Genomic DNA, 18,442 nt, shown 5'->3' with positions numbered 1-18,442 from the left:
CGACTTCGATGACCACGACCAGTCCCATCAAGACCGCGGCCGACCTCACCCCGGCCCCTCCGTCCGCCCCCGGCAGCGGCGGCCGCGCCCGCCTCAGGCTCGGCGCCGGCCAGCAGCTCAAGGGTGGACCCTTCACCTACGCGGCCCTCGTCATCGTCGGCCTGGGATCGATCTTCCCGCTGTACTGGACCCTGGTGGCCGCCTCGCACGACCAGCAGCGGGTCCTCGACAGCCCGCCGCCGCTGCTGCCGGGCGGCAGGCTGTGGAGCAACCTCCAGGCCGCCTGGGAGCAGGCCAACCTGGGCAAGGCCATCGTCAACAGCGTCATCGTGGCCGGCTGCATCACCGCGGCGACCCTCTTCTTCTGCACGCTGGCCGGCTACGCCTTCGCCAAGATGCGCTTCCGCGGCCGCGGCTTCCTGATGACCGCGGTCATCGCCACCCTGACCATCCCGCCGCAGCTCAGCGTCGTCCCGCTGTTCATGATGATGTCGGACATCGGGTGGGGCGGGAAGCTGGAGTCGGTGATCTTCCCGACCCTGGTCGGCGCCTTCGGCGTCTTCTTCATGCGCCAGTACCTGCTGGAGGCCCTGCCCTACGAGCTGATCGAGGCCGCCAAGGTGGACGGCGCGACCAATTTCCGCATCGTGTGGAGCGTGGTCCTGCCCGTGGCCCGGCCCGCCATGATGGTGCTCGGGATGCTCACCTTCGTGCAGGCGTGGAACGACTTCTTCTGGCCCTTCCTCGCCCTGAACCAGCAGAACCCCACCATCCAGGTGGCGCTCGGCCAGCTCAGCGCCTCCTACACCCCCGACCAGAGCATCGTCATGGCCGGCGCGCTGATCAGCACACTTCCGCTGCTGCTGGTCTTCGTGATCTTCGGCAAGCAGATCGTCGGGGGCATCATGTCGGGCGCCGTCAAGGGCTGACGGCACGGCCGTCGCGGGCAGCAGACCGACCTTTCCACACGCCACTTTGGGAGCGCTCTCACCATGACCGCTGTACGACCCGAGCCGACGACCCGGCCGGCCGCGGACCTCTCCTTCCCGCCCGGTTTCGTCTGGGGCGCGGCCACCGCCGCCTACCAGGTCGAGGGCGCGGCCGCCGAGGACGGACGCACACCCTCCATCTGGGACACCTTCAGCCACACGCCCGGCAGGGTGCGCAACGGCGACACCGGCGACATCGCCGCCGACCACTACCACCGGTACCGCGACGACGTGGCGCTGATGAAGGACCTGGGCCTGCAGGCGTACCGGTTCTCCGTCTCCTGGTCCCGGGTGCAGCCCACCGGGCGGGGGCCCGCCGTGGAACGCGGCCTCGACTTCTACCGCCGCCTCACCGACGAGCTGCTCGAGGCCGGCATCACCCCCGTCGCCACCCTCTACCACTGGGACCTGCCCCAGGAGCTCGAGGACGCGGGCGGCTGGCCGCAGCGGGACACCGCGCAGCGCTTCGCCGAGTACGCCGAGACGGTGGGCCGGGCCCTCGGGGACCGCGTCGGGGTGTGGACCACGCTCAACGAACCGTGGTGCTCGGCCTTCCTCGGCTACGGATCCGGCGTGCACGCGCCCGGCCGTACCGACCCGGCCGCCACCCTGCGCGCCGCCCACCACCTCAATCTGGCGCACGGCCGCGCGGTCGGGGCGCTGCGCTCGGTCCTGCCCGGTTCCGCGCAGCTCTCCATCACCCTCAACCTGCACCAGGTGCGCCCGCTCACGGACGCCGCCGGGGACGTCGAGGCGGCCCGCCGCATCGACGCGGTCGGCAACCGGATCTTCACCGGCCCGATCCTCGACGGCGCCTACCCGGAGGACCTGCTGGCGGACACCGCCCGCATCGTGGACTGGGACGAGCTGGTGCGCGGCGACGACCTCGCCGAGATCTCCCGCCCGATCGACGTGCTCGGCGTCAACTACTACTCGCCGACCGTGGTCTCCCGGCCCGCCGACGGCGCCGGCGCCACCAAGAACGACGGTCACGGGGCCAGCGACCACTCGCCGTGGACCGGCTCCGAGGACGTCTCCTTCCACCTCGCCAACGACGAGCTGACGGCGATGAACTGGGCCATCGACGCGGACGGGCTGCACACCCTGCTGGCCGGCACCGCGGCGGCGCACCCCGGACTGCCGCTGATGGTCACCGAGAACGGCGCCGCCTTCGACGACTACGTCTCCCCCGAGGGGAAGGTGAACGACCCGCAGCGGATCGCCTATCTCCGCGGCCACCTGGACGCGGTCCGGCGCGCCATCGCCGACGGCGTCGACGTCCGGGGCTACTTCCTGTGGTCGCTGCTGGACAACTTCGAGTGGTCCTACGGCTACTCGAAGCGGTTCGGCGCCGTCTACGTCGACTACGGCACCCAGCGCCGTATCCCCAAGGCCAGCGCCCACTGGTACGCCGACGTGATCCGCCGCAACGCGCTGCCGGACGCCGGCCCGCGGATGTGACGTCCGCCCACGGCCCGGCCGGGGGAGCCGCCGCGACCGCGGCGGCACCCCGCGCCGTGCGCCGGGCCGCCCGCCGGGGGCCCGGCTCCGCGGGTGCCACGGGCGCGGGATGATGAGAGCGGGTGCTGTGGGATCTCGGTTACATTCCTGGCCGGACGGTAGCGGACAATCCCCCGGCCGGTCGGTTGTGAGCGGGAGGCGGAGACCATGCCAGTCAACGGAGAGCGGAGCCGGAGCAGTCGGCGGCCGACGCTGGAAGAGGTCGCCGCACGTGCCGGTGTCGGCAGAGGCACGGTCTCACGGGTGATCAACGGCTCGCCCCGGGTGAGCGAGGCGACCCGCGCCGCGGTGGAGGCGGCCGTCGCGGAACTCGGCTACGTGCCCAACACCGCGGCGCGGGCCCTCGCGGCCAACCGCACCGACGCCATCGCGCTGGTGGTGCCGGAGCCGGAGACCCGCTTCTTCTCGGAGCCGTACTTCTCCGACATGCTGCGCGGCGTCGGCGCCGAACTCTCCGACAGTGAGATGCAGTTGCTGCTCATCTTCGCGGGCAGCGACCGGGAGCGGCAGCGGCTCGCCCAGTATCTGGCCGCCCATCGCGTCGACGGCGTCCTACTGGTCTCGGTGCACGCCGACGACCCCCTGCCGGACATGCTGTCCCAGCTCGAGATCCCCGCGGTGATCAGCGGTCCCCGCTCCGCCGCCGAGACGCTGACCTCGGTGGACTCGGACAATTACGGCGGCGCCCGGTCCGCGGTGGAGCACCTGATGTCCCGGGGCCGTCGCCGGATCGCCCACATCACCGGCCGCCTCGACGTCTACGGAGCCCAGCGCCGGGTCGACGGCTACCGCGACGCCCTGCGTGACGCGGGCCTGCCCGTGGACGAGGATCTGATCGAACCCGGCGACTTCACCGACGAGGGCGGCCGGCGGGCCATGGCGACCCTGCTCGAGCGCCACCCGGACCTGGACGCCGTCTTCGCGGGCTCCGACGTCATGGCCGCGGGCGCCCGGCAGGTGCTGCGCGAGGCAGGCCGCAGCGTCCCCGGCGACGTGGCCCTGGTCGGCTACGACGACTCGGCCATCGCCCGGCACATGGACCCGCCGCTGACCAGCGTCCGCCAGCCGATCGAGGAGATGGGCCGCGCCATGATCGACCTGCTCCTCACCGAGATCGCCGGCCGCCGCCCGGCCACCACCCGCGCCCCGCGGCCCCACCACGCGGTACTGCCCACGGAACTGGTGGGCCGGGCGTCGTCGTGACGCCCCTCCCGGGGGCGGGTGACGCGTGTCGTCCGCCACCGCGAGGCGGGCGCGAAAACGAATCAGCCGGTGACTTCGTCCTTCGACGGAGTCACCGGCTGATTACTCAGGGTGAGTGACGGGACTCGAACCCGCGGCATCCTGGACCACAACCAGGTGCTCTACCAGCTGAGCTACACCCACCATGACCGGCAGTTCGAGGAGTGCTCTCCCCGACCGGCCGAGAAGAAGTCTACAGGGTCCGAAGGGGTGCTCGCGCACGGGTTTTCGCGCGGGTCCCGGGTCGGTCCCGGGGCGCCGGCCCCGGGGTCCTACCGTGCGGGAAGGACGTGCTTGGCGGCGATCGCCCTGGCGGTGTCGGAGTCCGGGCCGGGCTGCGGGACGAAGACGGCCTCGCGGTAGTAGCGCAGCTCGGCGATCGACTCGCGGATGTCGGCGAGGGCGCGGTGGTTGCCGTTCTTCTCCGGGCTGTTGAAGTAGGCCCGGGGATACCAGCGGCGGGCCAGCTCCTTGATCGAGGAGACGTCGACGATGCGGTAGTGGAGGTAGTCCTCCAGGGTCGGCATGTCGCGCAGCAGGAAACCGCGGTCGGTGCCGACGGAGTTGCCGCACAGCGGGGCCTTGCCCGGCTCCTTGACGTGCTCGCGGACGTAGGCGAGGACCTGCGCCTCGGCGTCGGCGAGCGTGGTGCCGCCGGCCAGTTCCTCCAGCAGCCCGGACGCGGTGTGCATCTCGCGCACCACCTCCGGCATCGTCTCCAGTGCCGAGTCCGGCGGGCGGATGACGATGTCCACCCCTTCGCCGAGCACGTTCAGCTCGGAGTCGGTGACGAGGGCGGCCACCTCGATGAGCGCGTCGTCGGACAGCGAGAGGCCGGTCATCTCGCAGTCGATCCACACCATGCGATCGTTCATGTGTCTCACCTTACGGCGCGCCGCCCCGGGCCGGACCGGGCGTGCGGCGACCTTGTCGGTGTGCGCACAGAAGGGCGAAGGCGGAAGAGGGGCGGAGCCGCGCTCCGCCCCTCCCATCCCGCCCTCGCTCAGCTCCCGCTGCGCGGCCCCGGCAGCAGGCTCACCGCGCCCGCCGCCTGCCGGCGGCTCTGCATCGGCACCCCGCTCTCGCGGTCCGGGTGCAGCACCGGCGGCGCGTGGCCGATCGGCCCGGCGCCGGCCAGGCCGGGCCCGCCCGGCCCGGGCTGCATCGGGATCTCCGTCTCACCGTGCCGCTCGCCCTGCGGCCGGCGGGCCCGGTAGGCCGCGCGGTAGGCCGCCGGGGACGAGCCGAGCTGGCGGCGGAAGTGCCCGCGCAGCGCGACCGGGGAGCGGAAGCCGCAACGGCCCGCCACCTCGTCCACGGAGTAGTCCGACGTCTCCAGCAGCCGCTGCGCCTGGAGCACCCGCTGGGTGATCAGCCACTGCAGGGGCGCGCTGCCGGTGAGCGAGCGGAACCGGCGGTCGAACGTACGGCGGCTCATGTAGGCGCGTGCCGCCAGGGTCTCCACGTCGAACTGCTCGTGGAGGTGTTCCAGTGCCCAGGCGACGACCTCGGCGAGCGGGTCGGCGCCGATCTCCTCCGGTAAAGACCGGTCGAGGTAGCGCTCCTGGCCGCCCGACCGGCGCGGCGGGACCACCAGGCGCCGGGCGAGCGCGCCGGCCGCCTCGTTGCCGTGGTCCGTCCGCACGATGTGGAGACAGAGATCGATCCCGGCCGCCGTACCCGCCGACGTCAGGACGTCGCCGTCGTCGACGAACAGCTCTCTCGGGTCCACGTGCACCGACGGATAGCGCTTGGCCAGCGTCGGCGCGTACATCCAGTGGGTGGTCGCCGGCCGTCCGTCCAGCAGGCCGGCCGCCGCGAGGACGAACGCGCCCGTGCACAGCCCGACGATGCGGGCGCCCTCCTCGTGGGCCCGGCGCAGCGCGTCGAGCGCCTCCTCCGGTGGCGGCGAGGTGATCGAACGCCAGGCCGGTACGACGACCGTCCCGGCGCGTGAGATCGCCTCGAGCCCATGTGGCGCGGTGAGTTCCAGGCCCCCCGTGGTCCGCAGCGGGCCCTCCTCGCCGGCGGACACCAGCAGTCGGTAGCGCGGTACTCCGGCGTCCTGGCGGTCGATCCCGAACACCGAAAGAGGTATGGAACTCTCGAAGATGGGGCCGCCGCTGAACAGCAGCACCGCGACGATCTCCTTGCGGCGGCGCCCGGACAGTTTCCGGGCCGCGGCTTCCGGCGTGGCAGTGGAGTCGTGGCTCATCCTGCTAAGCCCCCCTCGGTGGTCGCGGCTCCTCGGTTGTGTCGCTCCTGCACGTTTCCCCTCGGTCCTGCACGAGTCCCCCGCCGTAAGACATCAAGATCGAATCTACTGGCTACCGCGGTCTGACGGTGGCCAGTTCGACACGCCGGACATTGTCGACATGACAACTTGGCGTGAAGCATTCGATCACGAAGCGTTGCACTCGTGGGGCGTGCAGGGAAGTGCGCCTTGTCGCAGTGGCCAAACCGCGTAGGGTGCGGAGGCCGGCCCGGACCCTTTCCGTGCAGGTGGAACGGGGGTTGGGGGGTGGTGGGGACCCCTCCGAGGCGGTATCCGGAAGTTGGCCGAAAAGAAGCGCTCGAGGGTACGGAAACCGGTCAGTCGACCGGTGTCTCTCCTCTGGTGTGACGTCCGCCTCTTTGCGCGGCGCAACGTTCGGACCGCCGCAGCAGCACCCGGCAGGCGGCCGTGACGGCGGCGAGTCCGAAGGCGGTGCCGGCCGCGCCGCCGAGCGAGGTGCCGTACCAGACGAGGACCACGGGAACGAGGACGCAGCTGAAGGCCGCCCAGCGGATCACGTCGCTCGCGGTGTCCGGGGCGGGACGAGGGTCGGTGGTGGATCTCGGTCCGGGCAACTCGTACTCCCTGTGGCGGTGGCTCACGGAGATCAACGCCCGTTCGATCCGTCGGTCACCGGCCGCTGCTCCGTTCATGCTGTGCAAACCGCCTGTACGAGGCAGCAACCATTGCGTTACGGGCGCCGCTCGTGCATGCTCCGGGGAACCCCACGGACATCCGGGGGCCCGCTCACGGAGCGTGTGCGGGAACTGGGCAGAGGAGGCGTGCCGCCGTACCCTTGGGGGTATGGGGTGGGGAAGACGAATCCCGGACACAGCTCCACCGCCCGATGTCCCTCCCGCCCGATCACAAGGATCACAACGCCGAGACAGCCATGGCCGGTCACGAATTCTTCGAACCCGCGGACCGCAAGCGGCCCGTCGCCGATCCCACGGCGGCCGAGCCCCTGGCGGCGCCAGAGCCACGCCCGTCCTGCGATCCCGCCTTCCTGCACGGCGTGGTCGTCGGCTTCGACGGCTCGACCTCCAGTGAGCGCGCCCTCGCCTACGCGATCGGCATGGCCCACCGCTCCGGCTCGGGACTGATCATCGTCCACGTGGCCAACCGGCTGCCCACCACCGTGTGGGCCGGCTGCGAGCCGCCCGTCTTCGTCGACGTGCCGGACCACCGCACCGAGGTGCTCGGTCTCGAACTGGCCTGCGCGGACTATCTGGCCGAGGTGCCCTGGATCCTCGTCGAGCGCGGCGGTGACATCTGCCACGAACTCGAAGAGGTGGGGCGGGAGTACGAGGCCGACGCGATCGTGGTCGGCACCACCCACGGCATCGTGGGCCGGATCTTCGGCTCCGTGGCCGGGCGGCTCGCCAAGCGGGCGCAGCGGCCGGTCATCGTCATCCCCTGAGGCCCGCTCCTCACCGACGCTTCGTCAACTTCCTTTGTGCAGCGCGAAACTACTCGCGCGTAGAGGTGTTTGTGCCCTTGTGAAGGGCATACATCGGTCATCGCACCGAGGCGTGTCGCGAGCCGGCGGGTGACGGCCGCCGGCCGATCGCAGCGGCACGGGAACGGACCCCCGCCTACGAGGTGGCAACGCGGGGGTCCGTTCTGCGCTCCGTCGGGGGGGGGAGGGAGTCGCTACTCCACCGTGACGGACTTCGCCAGGTTCCTCGGCTTGTCGATGTCCCGGCCCAGGGCCTTCGCCGTGTGGTAGGCCAGGAGCTGGAGCGGGATGCCCAGGAGGATCGGGTCCAGCTCGTCCTCGTTCTTCGGGACCACGATGGTCCGGTCGGCCTTCTCCTGCTCCTGGTGGGCCACCGCGAGGATCTTGCCGCTGCGGGCCTTGATCTCCTCCAGGGCCGCGCGGTTCTTCTCCAGCAGGTCGTCGTCGGGGACGATCGCGACCGTCGGCAGGGCCGGCTCGATCAGGGCCAGCGGGCCGTGCTTCAGCTCGGAGGCGGGGTAGGCCTCGGCGTGGATGTAGGAGACCTCCTTGAGCTTCAGGGAGGCCTCGCGGGCCACCGGGTAACCCCGGACGCGGCCGATGAAGAGCATGGAGCGGGCGTCGGCGTAGCTCTCCGCGAGCTGCCTGATGTCCTCCTCCTGCTTGAGGATCTGGGTGATCTGCTCCGGCAGCCTGCGCAGGCCCTCGATGATCCGCTTGCCGTCGCGCACCGAGAGGTCGCGGGTGCGGCCGAGGTGCAGGGCGAGCAGGGCGAAGGCGACCGTGGTGTTGGTGAAGCACTTCGTCGAGACGACGCAGACCTCGGGGCCGGCGTGCACGTAGATGCCGCCGTCGGCCTCGCGGGCGATGGCGGAACCCACCACGTTGACCACGCCGAGCACCCGGGCGCCCTTGCGCTTCAGCTCCTGCACGGCGGCGAGCACGTCGTACGTCTCACCGGACTGGGAGACGGCGACGTACAGCGTGTCGGGGTCCACGACCGCGTTGCGGTAGCGGAACTCGGAGGCCGGCTCGGCGTCGGCGGGGATACGGGCCAGCTCCTCGATCATCTGGGCGCCGATCATGCCCGCGTGGTACGAGGTGCCGCAGCCGAGGATCTTCACGCGGCGGATCCGGCGCGCCTCGCGGGCGTCCAGGTTGAGGCCGCCCAGATGCACGGTGGAGAACCGCTCGTCGATGCGGCCGCGCAGCACCCGGTCCACGGCGTCGGCCTGCTCGTGGATCTCCTTGTGCATGTACGTGTCGTGGCCGCCCATGTCGTACGACGCCGCCTCCCACTCCACGGTGGTCGGCTCGGCGCTGGTACGGGTGCCCTCGGTGGTGTAGGTGCGGAAGTCGTCGGCCTTGAGGGTGGCCATCTCGCCGTCGTCCAGCGTGACGATCTGCCGGGTGTGGGCGACCAGGGCGGCGATGTCCGATGCGACGAACATCTCCTTCTCGCCGATGCCGAGGACCACGGGGGAGCCGTTGCGGGCCACCACGATGCGGTCGTTGAAGTCGGCGTGCATCACCGCGATGCCGTACGTCCCCTCGACCAGCCGGAGGGTCTCGCGGACCTTGTCCTCCAGCTTCTCGGCCGTGGAGCGGGCGATGAGGTGGGTGAGGACCTCGGTGTCGGTCTCGGAGAGGAACTCGACGCCGTCCGCCTCCAGCTTGCGGCGCAGGTCGGCGGCGTTGTCGATGATGCCGTTGTGCACGACGGCGACCTTGCTGTCGCCCGACATGTGCGGGTGGGCGTTCACGTCGGAGGGGGCGCCGTGGGTGGCCCAGCGGGTGTGGGCGATACCGGTGGTGCCCTTGAAGCGCGCCGGGACCTTGGCCTCCAGGTCGCGCACCCGGCCCTTGGCCTTGACCATCCGCAGGCCGGCCGTCTTCGGGGACGTCACGACGATGCCCGCCGAGTCGTAGCCGCGGTACTCCAGGCGCTGCAGGCCCTCGAGCAGCAGTGGAGCCACGTCACGCTTGCCGATGTATCCGACAATTCCGCACATATACAGGTATCTCTCAGTCTGGCGTCTCAGCCGTAGACCATGCGGCGCAGCTGCCTGAGCGTCAGCTCCGGCGGCGCCACCGCCCGGTATTTCAGGTCCGCCTCGATCCGGTCGAAGATCGCCGTGTTCGTCAGGCCCTGGGCCTGCAGCTCGCGGTGGCGGCGACGGACGTAGTCCTGCGTCGTCTCGTCGAAAAAGGCGAGCACGTCCTGCACCACCCGCAGCGCCTCGCCCCTGCTGAGGGGCGTGGACCGCGTCAGATGATCGACAAGTTCCTCGTGCACCCGGTAGATCCTGAGGTACGAGCGCGAGTTTCGCAAGAATCCTGCCCGATTCCGGGCAGGGGGCTGTTGGAAGTCTTATGGGGCTCTGTTTGCGGGCTGTCCATCCCGTGTCCCGCGTCTCGTTGCCCGGCCGGACGAGTTTCAGACGTCATGGACATTCCTCGTATGGGAGTACCCGAGAAGCTGGCCGCGCGCATGAGCATGGCCGAGCAGCACGACTATCTGCGCGCCAGGTTCTCGCGGCGCACCATGATCAGGGGTGGCGCCGTCACCCTGGGCGCCGTCACCGGCGGCGCGTTCGTGTCGGGCGCCACCGCCCGGGCCACGGTTCCCGCTCCGCGCACCGCGCCCGCGGCCGGGGCCGTGGACGGCTCCCTGGTCGCTCCCTTCGGGCGCCACCTCGCCTGGGGCAACGACCCCCGGACCGAGATCAGCGTCTCCTGGCAGGTCCCGGTCGCGGTGAAGAAGCCCTTCATCCGCGTCGGCGCCCACCCCTGGGACCTCTCCCGCCGGATCGACGCCGAGGTCCGCACCCTGTACACCCCGGCGGGTGTCGGCGCGAGCGGCGACCACACCCAGTACTACCTGCACGCCAAGCTCACCCACCTGCGCCCCGGCCGGACCTATTACTACGGCGTCGGCCACCAGGGCTTCGACCCGGCCGAGCCCCATCTGCTGGGGACCCTGGGCACCTTCACCACCGCCCCCGCCCACAAGGCGCCCTTCACCTTCACCGCCTTCGGCGACGAGGGCGTCGGCTATCACGGCCTGGCCAACAACGCCCTGATCCTCGGCCAGAACCCGGCCTTCCACCTGCACGCGGGCGACATCGCCTACGGCGATCCGGCCGGCCAGGGCAAGACCGGCGACACCGGCTTCGACTCGCGCACCTGGGACCAGTTCCTGCACCAGACCGAGTCGGTCGCGAAGCAGGTCCCCTGGATGCCCGCCTACGGCAACCACGACATGGAGGCCTGGTACTCGCCCAACGGCTACGGCGGCGAGGACGCCCGCTGGACGCTCCCCGACAACGGCCCGGACCGCGAGAACCTGCCCGGCGTCTACTCCTTCGTCTACGGCAACACCGCCGTCATCTCGCTCGACGCCAACGACATCTCCTTCGAGATCCCCGCGAACCTGGGCATCTCCGGCGGAACCCAGACCGCCTGGCTGGAGGCGCAGCTCAAGAAGTACCGCGCCGCGAAGGACGTCGACTTCGTCGTCGTCTTCTTCCACCACTGCGCCTACTGCACCTCCACCGCGCACGCCTCGGAGGGCGGTGTCCGCCAGGAGTGGGTGCCGCTGTTCGAGAAGTACACCGTGGACCTGGTCATCAACGGCCACAACCACCAGTACGAGCGCACCGACGTCATCAAGGCGGGCCAGGTCACCAAGAAGCTGCCGATCGGCGGCACCGCTCACCCCGAGACCGAGGGCGTGGTGTACGTCACGGCCGGAGCGGCGGGCCGCGGCCTGTACGCCTTCTCCGCCCCCGACTCCTACGAGGGGCACGAGCACGAGGTCGACACGGTCGCCTCCTTCGTCAACACCAAGGAGGGCAAGCGGAACGAGACGGTCACCTGGTCCCGGGTGCGCTACCTCGACTACTCCTTCCTGCGCGTGGACGTCACGCCCGCGGCGAAGGGCCACCGGACCACGCTGACGGTGTCGGGCATCGCCGAGACCGGCAGGCGCATCGACCACTTCACGGTGGCCCGCACCGCGAAGTAGGGGCGCCGCACGGCGAAGTAGAGTGCCGCACGGCGACGCAGGGCGACGGACGGCCGCGCCGATGGCCCGACCGCCGTCCCTGCGGATGATTTCCGCAGGGCGGGGATTGATTCGCCGGATCTGCGGGAGAGTGGTCTTTACCACTCGTGAAGGGAGCGCATGTGAGACGGCACCACAGCACGACTCCCCGGCTGACCCGCGTCCTCGGATCCCTGCTGCTCGTCGCGGCGGCGGGCGTGACCACCGTCGGCGCGGCCCCGGCGCCGGCGCCGACGGCCGCGGCGGCGGCCACCCCACTGGACCGGGTGGTCCCGGCGCCCGCCGAGGCACGGCCCGGCGGGCGTCCGTACCGCATCACCCCGGCCACCGGCGTCCGCGTGGACGGCTCGGACGAGGTCCGCCGGATCGGCGAGTACCTCGCCGGCATCCTGCGCCCGTCCACCGGCTACCGCGTGCCGGTCACCGACCAGGGTGCCGGCGGTATCCGACTCCACCTGACCGGGGACCAGTTCGGCGCCGAGGGCTACCGGCTGACCAGCGGACCCGCGGGCATCGCCATCACCGCCAGCGCGCCCGCAGGCCTCTTCCACGGCGTCCAGACCCTGCGCCAGCTCCTTCCGGCGTCCGTCGAGCGCAAGAGCCTCCAGCCCGGGCCTTGGCGGATCGCCGGCGGCACCATCGAGGACCGCCCCCGCTACGCCTACCGCAGCGCCATGCTGGACGTCTCCCGGCACTTCTTCAACGTCGGTCAGGTCAAGCGCTACATCGACGAGCTGGCCCTGTACAAGATCAACACCCTGCATCTGCACCTCAGCGACGACCAGGGCTGGCGCATCGCCATCGACTCCTGGCCCCGCCTGACCACCTACGGCGGCTCCACCCAGGTCGGCGGCGGCAAGGGCGGCTACTTCACCAAGGCCGACTACCAGGACATCGTCCGCTACGCAGCCTCCCGCTACCTGGAGGTCGTGCCCGAGATCGACATGCCAGGCCACACCAACGCGGCCCTCGCCTCCTACGCGCAGCTCAACTGCGACGGCACCGCGCCCCCGCTGTACACCGGCACCCAGGTCGGCTTCAGTTCGCTGTGCGTACCGAAGCAGGTGACGTACGACTTCGTGGACGACGTGATCCGCGAACTGGCCGCGATCACCCCCGGCCGCTATCTGCACATCGGCGGCGACGAGGCGCACTCCACCAGCCACGCCGACTACGTGGAGTTCATGAACCGCGTGCAGCCGGTCGTCGCCAAGTACGGCAAGACGGTCATCGGCTGGCACCAGCTCACCGGGGCCACCCCCGTCAAGGGCGCCCTCGCCCAGTACTGGGGCCTGGACGGCACCAGCGCGACGGAGAAGGCCCAGGTGGCCAAGGCCGCCCAGAACGGCACCGGTCTGATCCTGTCCCCGGCCGACCGGGTCTACCTCGACATGAAGTACACCGCGAGCACGAGGCTCGGCACCAAGTGGGCGGGCCTGGTGGAGGTGCGGCGCTCCTACGACTGGAACCCCGGGAGCTATCTGCCCGGCGCGCCGGCTTCGGCCGTCCGGGGGGTCGAGGCGCCGCTGTGGTCGGAGACCCTCACCAAGTCCTCCGACATCGAGTACATGGCCTTCCCGCGCCTGCCCGGAGCGGCCGAGCTGGGCTGGTCCCCTGCGGCCACCCACGACTGGGACGCCTACAAGGTCCGGCTCGCGGCCCAGGCCCCGCGCTGGGACGCCCTCGGGATGAGCTACTACAAGTCGCCCCAGGTCCCCTGGCCGGCGGGCTGAGCACAGCGCGACGGACACCCCGCGGGACCGTACCGCGGGGTGCCCGTCCGTCCGTCAGGACGTCAGAACCCGGCGACCGGGTTGTCCAGATGTCCCACGAGCTGCAGCGCGCCGGACGGGTCGGCCAGGTCGACCATCTGCCGGTTGTCGCGGAGCTGGAGCCGGTTGAGGCAGGACAGCGCGAACCGGGGGGCGAAGATGTCGTACCGCTCGAACCGGTCGGCCAGTTCGGGCGCCGCCCGCTGGTACTCGCGGGTGACCTCGGCGACCGCGCGCCAGAAGTCGTCCTCCGCCAGGATCCCCTCGGTGGCGAGGTTCGCCGCCAGGAACCGGAAGAAGCAGTCGAAGACGTCCGTGAAGACCGACAGCAGCTTCTGGTCCTCGGGCACCTCGACGCGGATCCGCCGCACCTCCGGCGGCAGCACCGCGTCGGGGTCCATGACGGCGATCTCCTCGGCGATGTCCTTGTAGATCGCGCGCTGCACCACCCCGTCGCGCAGGACGAGGATCACGTTCTCGCCGTGCGGCATGAAGGCCAGGTCGTAGGCGTAGAAGCTGTGCAGCAGCGGGGTGAAGTAGGCCCGCAGGTAGTGCCGCAGCCACTCGGCGGGCGGCAGGCCGGAGCGCTCGATGAGCGCGCCCGCGAAGGAGGCGCCCGCGTCGTCGACGTGCAGCAGCGAGGCCATGGTGGCCAGTGACTCGCCCTCGCGCAGGGACGGCACCGGGCTCTCCCGCCACAGCGCGGCCAGCATCTTCCGGTAGGGCGAGTAGCGGTCGGTGGCCCGCTCGTACTCCAGGTGCCGGTAGCCGACGGCCGCCCGCTCCCGGATGATCGACAGACCGGTGGACTTCAGCACGGGATCGTTCTCGATGAGCTTCGCGAGCCAGTCGTTGATCGCCGGGGTGGCCTCCATGTAGGCGGCCGAAAGCCCGCGCATGAAGCCCATGTTGAGAACGGACAGGGCCGTCTTCACATAGTGCCGCCGCGGGTCGGAGGCGTTGAAGAAGGTCCGTATGGACTGCTGGGCCAGGTACTCGTCGTCGCCCTCGCCGAGGCACACCAGATGCCGGCGGGCCACCTCGGCGGCGAAGGTGACGCTGAGCTTGTTCCACCACTGCCAGGGGTGCACCGGGATGAGCAGGTACTCGGCGGGGTCGAGACCCTGGCCGGTGAGTGTGGCGCGGAACCGCTCCAGGGTCTCCTCGCCCAGCTCCGCCCTGAGGAACGACTCGTACTCGATCCCGGCGCCCGCCGTGAACGCGGCCCGCGAGCGGTGCGCGGCCAGCCACACCAGCCGGACGGGGCTCGCGGTCTCCGGGGCGTACGACAGGTACTCGTGGACGCCGAAGCCGAGCCGCCCGTTGTTGGCGACGAAGCAGGGGTGGCCCTCGGTCATCCCGGTCTCGATGTCCTGGAAGGAGCCTCGCGCGAGCTCCGCGGAGGTGACGCGGGGCTTGGTGAGCTTGTAGCAGGTGCCCGAGAGGGTGGAGGAGATCTCCTCCAGGTAGACCGGCAGGATCTCGTCGCTCAGCCCCAGGGTCTCCCTCATCTCGATGAAGAAGTCCAATGCCGCGAGGGGGAGTTCGCCGCCGTCGCGGTGCCGGGTGATCGACTCGGCGTCGACCTGCCAGTGGTCGAGGGCGCGGCGGACGGCGGTGAACCGGTACCGGGTGAGGCCGTCGTCGCTGCGGACGACGTAGCCCTCGCCGTCCTCCTCCGGCGTGATCAGCCGCTCGTGGGCGAACTCCGCGACCGCCTTGCGCAGGAGCAGCCGGTTGGCCCGCTCCCAGCGCTCGGGGGAGAGGTGGGCGACGGAGTCGGCGAGGCTCATGCGGACACCGCCTTCAGGAACCGCTCGCGCGTGCAGAAACTCAGCAGCGCCCGCTTCTCCGGCTTCTGGATCTCGCGCTCGGGCACGAACCCGACCGCCTCGTTCAGGGCGTGCACCGCCTTGTTGCCCACATCGGGCTCGACCACGACCCGCCGGGTCGCCGGGTCCTCGAAGAGGTGCGCCATCACGGCGGTGATGACGGCCCGGGTGAACCCGTGCACGGGGGTGTCGGTGGGGGCGACGAGGAAGTGCATGCCGACGTCGCCCGGCCGCGGCTCGTACAGCCCGGCCAGCTCGCGGTGGGCGGGGTCGTACTTCTCCATCAGGAAGACGGGCTCCCCGTCGCGCATCCCGAGCAGGGCGTGGTGGTGCTCGTCGGCCGCGATCTCCATGTAGGCCCGCTCGACGTCCTGCAGTCTCGCGTCCTGCATCATCCAGAACGCCGCCTTGGGGTGGGTGACCCAGCCGTGCAGCAACTCGGCGTCCTTCAGCGGGTCGAGCGGCCGGAGGGTGAACGTCATGGCGTCGCTGGTCATACGGCGAACTCCTGGAAGGCGATGGTCTTCTCGACCGGGTAGTACTCCGTGCCGAGCAGCTCACGGATGATGTACGCGTTCCGGTACGCCCCCATGCCCAGGTCGGGGCTGGTGATGCTGTGGGTGTGGACGCCGGCGTTCTGCAGGAAGACACCGCGGCCGGTGACGTCGATGGCGTAGTTGCGGGCGACGTCGAAGCGGCCGTGGCCGTCGAAACGGAGGCGTTCGCGCACCGGGTCGAGAAAGGCCGGCGGCCGGTAGTGGTAGCCGGTGGCCAGCACCAGGCCCTCGGAGCGGATCTCGAAGTCCTTGCCCTGCTCGTCCTGGTGGAAACCGAGCGTGTACGCGCCGTCCTCGTGACGGGCCTCGTTCAGTGTGGAGTTGGTGAGCAGGCGGGTGGGTACCGGGCGGTCGCCGCTCTCCACGTTCTTCTGGTACAGCAGGTCGAAGATCGAGTCGATCAGATCCGAGTTGATGCCCTTGAACAGGCCCTTCTGCTGCCTCTCCAGCCGGTAGCGGGTCTCCTCGGGCAGTGCGCGGAAGTAGTCGATGTAGTCCGGGGACGTCATCTCCAGGGTCAGCTTGGTGTACTCCAGCGGGAAGAACCGCGGTGAGCGGGTGACCCAGTTCAGCTCGTAGCCGTGGACATCGATCTCGGACAGCAGCTCGTAGTAGATCTCGGCGGCGCTCTGGCCGCTGCCCACGATCGTGAGGGACTTCCGGGCCTGCAGGTCGGCTTTGCGGTGCATGTACCGCGCGGTGTGGACGACGTCGTCGCCCAGGTCCCGGCAGGCCTCGGGGACGAACGGGACCGTGCCCGTGCCGAGCACCAGGTGCCGGGCGCGGAACGTCTCGCCGGCCGCCGTGCGGACGACGTACACCTCGTCCTCGTACGTCACCTCGGTGACCGTGGTGCCGAAGCGGACGCTGCCGAGCTTGCCGGCCGCCCAGCGGCAGTAGTCGTCGTACTCGACGCGCAGCGGGTAGAAGTTCTCGCGGATGTAGAACGGGTACAGCCTGCCCTTTTCCTTCAGGTAGTTGAGGAAGGAGTACGGGGAGGTGGGGTCGGCCAGGGTGACCAGGTCCGACATGAACGGCGTCTGCAGATGGGCGCCGTCGAGGAACATGCCGGCGTGCCACTCGAAGTCGGGCTTGGAGTCGAGGAAGACGCCGTTCAGTTCGGCGATCGGCTCGGTCAGGCAGGCGAGGCCGAGGTTGAAGGGGCCGAGCCCGATCCCCACGAAGTCGTACGGGGCGGTCGGGGGTTCAGGACGCGCGGTCAAGGGACTCTCCCAGGTACTGCTCGGCGTGGCCGGCGATCAGGTCCAGGACGGCGGCGATGTCGGCCGCGGTCGTCTCGGGGTTGAGCAGGGTGAACTTCAGGTAGTGGCGGCCGCCGACCTTGGTGCCCGCGACCACGGCGTCGCCGGAGGCGAACAGTGCCTTGCGGGCGTACAGGTTGGCGCGGTCGACCTCGGCCGGGTCGGTGACCGCCGCCGGGACGTAGCGGAAGACGAGGGTGGACAGGCTGGGCTCGACGACCACGTCGTAGCGGGGATCGGCGGCGAGCAGCCGCCAGCCCTGCCGGGCCAGTTCGCAGACCTCGTCGAAGAGCTGCCCGATGCCGTCGGCGCCCATGGTGCGCAGCGTCAGCCACAGCTTGAGAGCGTCGAAGCGGCGGGTGGTCTGCAGGGACTTGTCGACCTGGTTGGGGATGCGCTCCTGCACCATGCGGCGCGGGTTGAGGTATTCCGCGTGGTAGGTGGCGTGCCGCAGGGTGGCCGCGTCCCGGACCAGCACGGCGGAGGAACTCACCGGCTGGAAGAAGGACTTGTGGTAGTCGACGGTCACCGAGTCGGCGCGCTCGATGCCGTCGATGCGGTCCCGGTGCTTCAGCGAGGCGAGCAGCCCGCAGCCGTAGGCCGCGTCCACGTGCATCCACACGCCGTACTGGGCGCAGAGTTCGGCGATCTCGGGCAGCGGGTCGATGGAGCCGAAGTCGGTGGTGCCGGCGGTGGCGACCACGGCCATGGGCACGAGGCCGTCCTGTGCGCAGCGCTCCAGCTCATGGGCGAGCGCCACGGTCTGCATCCGCTTGTCGTGGTCGACGGGGACGGAGACGACGGAGTCCGGGTCCAGGCCGAGCAGTTTCGCGGACTTCTTGACGCTGAAGTGGCTGACCTCGGAGGCGAAGATCCGCAGTTTCGAGAGGCTGTCGCTCTTCGCCTCCTCCCGGGCCAACAGCAGCGCCTGGAGGTTGGACTGGGTGCCGCCGGAGGTGAACACGCCGTCGGCGCCCGGGCCGAGACCGATCCGGGCGGTCGTCCAGTCCACGAGCCTGCGCTCGATGAGGGTGCCGCCGGCCGACTGGTCCCAGGTGTCGAGGGAGGAGTTGACGGCGGAGAGCACCGCCTCGCCGAGCACCGCCGGGATGACCACCGGGCAGTTGAGGTGGGCGAGGTAGCGGGGGTGGTGGAAGTAGACCGCGTCGCGGAGGTAGAGGTCCTCCAGCTCGTCCAGCACCGCGGCGGTGTCGCCGAGGGGCCGGTCGAGGTCGATCGCGTCGACGCGGGGGGCGAGGGCGTCGACGGTGACACCGGTGAACGGACGGTCGGTGGTGGCGAGTTTGGCCGCCACCCGCTCGACTCCTTCGGTCACGGAGCGGCGGTAGTGCTCCGCTGTGAGGCCATTGAGCAGGTGCGAGCGCATGTTGGGGGTCCTCCGAGGGGACTGTCCGTGCAGGTCAACTTAGGTTAGCCTAACCTAAGTTTTCTGGATCAAGATACACT

Annotated in this window: 15 protein-coding genes and 1 tRNA gene; 6 read left to right on the top strand and 10 right to left on the bottom strand. The window is 70.5% G+C overall.

Features of this window, described 5'->3' with window-relative positions; genetic code table 11:
* Window positions 1-8: 8 nt before the first annotated feature.
* The 3 genes from ACZ6B1_RS07135 (at window position 9) to ACZ6B1_RS07125 (ending at window position 3,713) form a co-directional block, all read left to right on the top strand.
* Window positions 9-929, top strand: a complete 921-nt coding sequence (locus ACZ6B1_RS07135; RefSeq protein WP_468775722.1) for a carbohydrate ABC transporter permease — start codon at window positions 9-11, stop codon at window positions 927-929.
* A 63-nt stretch (window positions 930-992) separates the two neighbouring features.
* Window positions 993-2,450 (top strand): GH1 family beta-glucosidase, encoded by a 1,458-nt coding sequence (locus tag ACZ6B1_RS07130; RefSeq protein WP_468775720.1) that lies wholly within the window; start codon window positions 993-995, stop codon window positions 2,448-2,450.
* Window positions 2,451-2,657: 207 nt separating this feature from the next.
* Window positions 2,658-3,713 carry a LacI family DNA-binding transcriptional regulator gene (locus ACZ6B1_RS07125; RefSeq protein WP_468775718.1) on the top strand — a complete coding sequence of 352 codons (1,056 nt, stop codon included), beginning with the start codon at window positions 2,658-2,660 and terminating at the stop codon, window positions 3,711-3,713.
* A gap of 110 nt (window positions 3,714-3,823) precedes the next feature.
* Here ACZ6B1_RS07125 and ACZ6B1_RS07120 read toward each other — a convergent pair.
* The 4 genes from ACZ6B1_RS07120 to ACZ6B1_RS07105 form a co-directional block, all read right to left on the bottom strand.
* Window positions 3,824-3,896: transfer RNA gene (locus ACZ6B1_RS07120), tRNA-His, on the bottom strand.
* Window positions 3,897-4,024: 128 nt separating this feature from the next.
* Window positions 4,025-4,627 carry an oligoribonuclease gene (gene orn / locus ACZ6B1_RS07115; protein WP_358937845.1) on the bottom strand — a complete coding sequence of 201 codons (603 nt, stop codon included), beginning with the start codon at window positions 4,625-4,627 and terminating at the stop codon, window positions 4,025-4,027.
* Between the two features lie 128 nt (window positions 4,628-4,755).
* Window positions 4,756-5,967: a helix-turn-helix domain-containing protein gene (locus ACZ6B1_RS07110; RefSeq protein ID WP_468775716.1), complete on the bottom strand. Its 1,212-nt coding sequence runs from the start codon at window positions 5,965-5,967 to the stop codon at window positions 4,756-4,758.
* A 377-nt stretch (window positions 5,968-6,344) separates the two neighbouring features.
* The gene (locus ACZ6B1_RS07105; protein ID WP_468775714.1) at window positions 6,345-6,602 is read right to left on the bottom strand and encodes a hypothetical protein; all 258 of its coding nucleotides are present in this window, start codon (window positions 6,600-6,602) and stop codon (window positions 6,345-6,347) included.
* 317 nt (window positions 6,603-6,919) lie between these two features.
* On the opposite strand from ACZ6B1_RS07105, the gene ACZ6B1_RS07100 reads away from it, so the two are divergent.
* Window positions 6,920-7,447: a universal stress protein gene (locus ACZ6B1_RS07100; RefSeq protein WP_468775712.1), complete on the top strand. Its 528-nt coding sequence runs from the start codon at window positions 6,920-6,922 to the stop codon at window positions 7,445-7,447.
* 233 nt (window positions 7,448-7,680) lie between these two features.
* Here the strand turns inward: ACZ6B1_RS07100 and glmS are convergent, their stop codons facing one another.
* Both glmS and ACZ6B1_RS07090 read right to left on the bottom strand, forming a co-directional pair.
* Window positions 7,681-9,498 carry a glutamine--fructose-6-phosphate transaminase (isomerizing) gene (glmS, locus tag ACZ6B1_RS07095; RefSeq protein ID WP_468775711.1) on the bottom strand — a complete coding sequence of 606 codons (1,818 nt, stop codon included), beginning with the start codon at window positions 9,496-9,498 and terminating at the stop codon, window positions 7,681-7,683.
* Window positions 9,499-9,524: 26 nt separating this feature from the next.
* Complete coding sequence (locus tag ACZ6B1_RS07090; protein WP_351665125.1) at window positions 9,525-9,782, bottom strand: hypothetical protein; 258 nt, start codon at window positions 9,780-9,782, stop codon at window positions 9,525-9,527.
* Window positions 9,783-9,947: 165 nt separating this feature from the next.
* Here ACZ6B1_RS07090 and ACZ6B1_RS07085 point away from each other — a divergent pair, with 165 nt between their 5' ends.
* On the top strand, window positions 9,948-11,513 hold the full coding sequence (locus ACZ6B1_RS07085) for a purple acid phosphatase family protein (RefSeq protein ID WP_468775709.1): 1,566 nt from the start codon (window positions 9,948-9,950) through the stop codon (window positions 11,511-11,513).
* Window positions 11,514-11,674: 161 nt separating this feature from the next.
* Window positions 11,675-13,285: a beta-N-acetylhexosaminidase gene (locus ACZ6B1_RS07080; RefSeq protein WP_468775707.1), complete on the top strand. Its 1,611-nt coding sequence runs from the start codon at window positions 11,675-11,677 to the stop codon at window positions 13,283-13,285.
* A gap of 62 nt (window positions 13,286-13,347) precedes the next feature.
* Here ACZ6B1_RS07080 and ACZ6B1_RS07075 read toward each other — a convergent pair whose 3' ends face one another.
* Genes ACZ6B1_RS07075 through desA form a run of 4 tightly spaced genes read right to left on the bottom strand, consistent with a single transcriptional unit; the run spans window position 13,348 to window position 18,362 of the window.
* Entirely contained in the window at window positions 13,348-15,117 is a 1,770-nt protein-coding gene (locus tag ACZ6B1_RS07075; protein ID WP_468775705.1) for an IucA/IucC family protein, read from the bottom strand.
* Window positions 15,114-15,653, bottom strand: a complete 540-nt coding sequence (locus ACZ6B1_RS07070; protein WP_468775703.1) for a GNAT family N-acetyltransferase — start codon at window positions 15,651-15,653, stop codon at window positions 15,114-15,116. The genes ACZ6B1_RS07075 and ACZ6B1_RS07070 overlap by 4 nt, the downstream gene beginning before the upstream one ends.
* The gene (locus ACZ6B1_RS07065; protein ID WP_468775701.1) at window positions 15,650-16,936 is read right to left on the bottom strand and encodes a lysine N(6)-hydroxylase/L-ornithine N(5)-oxygenase family protein; all 1,287 of its coding nucleotides are present in this window, start codon (window positions 16,934-16,936) and stop codon (window positions 15,650-15,652) included. Before ACZ6B1_RS07065 ends, ACZ6B1_RS07070 begins: the two co-directional genes overlap by 4 nt.
* Window positions 16,920-18,362, bottom strand: coding sequence for a lysine decarboxylase DesA (gene desA / locus ACZ6B1_RS07060; protein ID WP_468775699.1), 1,443 nt, complete (start codon window positions 18,360-18,362; stop codon window positions 16,920-16,922). The genes ACZ6B1_RS07065 and desA overlap by 17 nt, the downstream gene beginning before the upstream one ends.
* Window positions 18,363-18,442: the final 80 nt, after the last annotated feature.

The organism is Streptomyces sp. NPDC041129, assembly GCF_055592265.1.
Note: the sequence above shows the minus strand (reverse complement) of the source record. Positions and strands in the feature narration are given on the sequence as shown.

Coding starts and splice junctions, on each gene's coding strand:
- ACZ6B1_RS07135 (WP_468775722.1), top strand. CDS start 9: ATGACCACGACCAGTCCCATCAAGACCGCGGCCGACCTCACCCCGGCC.
- ACZ6B1_RS07130 (WP_468775720.1), top strand. CDS start 993: ATGACCGCTGTACGACCCGAGCCGACGACCCGGCCGGCCGCGGACCTC.
- ACZ6B1_RS07125 (WP_468775718.1), top strand. CDS start 2,658: ATGCCAGTCAACGGAGAGCGGAGCCGGAGCAGTCGGCGGCCGACGCTG.
- orn (WP_358937845.1), bottom strand. CDS start 4,627: ATGAACGATCGCATGGTGTGGATCGACTGCGAGATGACCGGCCTCTCG.
- ACZ6B1_RS07110 (WP_468775716.1), bottom strand. CDS start 5,967: ATGAGCCACGACTCCACTGCCACGCCGGAAGCCGCGGCCCGGAAACTG.
- ACZ6B1_RS07100 (WP_468775712.1), top strand. CDS start 6,920: ATGGCCGGTCACGAATTCTTCGAACCCGCGGACCGCAAGCGGCCCGTC.
- glmS (WP_468775711.1), bottom strand. CDS start 9,498: ATGTGCGGAATTGTCGGATACATCGGCAAGCGTGACGTGGCTCCACTG.
- ACZ6B1_RS07085 (WP_468775709.1), top strand. CDS start 9,948: ATGGGAGTACCCGAGAAGCTGGCCGCGCGCATGAGCATGGCCGAGCAG.
- ACZ6B1_RS07075 (WP_468775705.1), bottom strand. CDS start 15,117: ATGAGCCTCGCCGACTCCGTCGCCCACCTCTCCCCCGAGCGCTGGGAG.
- ACZ6B1_RS07070 (WP_468775703.1), bottom strand. CDS start 15,653: ATGACCAGCGACGCCATGACGTTCACCCTCCGGCCGCTCGACCCGCTG.
- desA (WP_468775699.1), bottom strand. CDS start 18,362: ATGCGCTCGCACCTGCTCAATGGCCTCACAGCGGAGCACTACCGCCGC.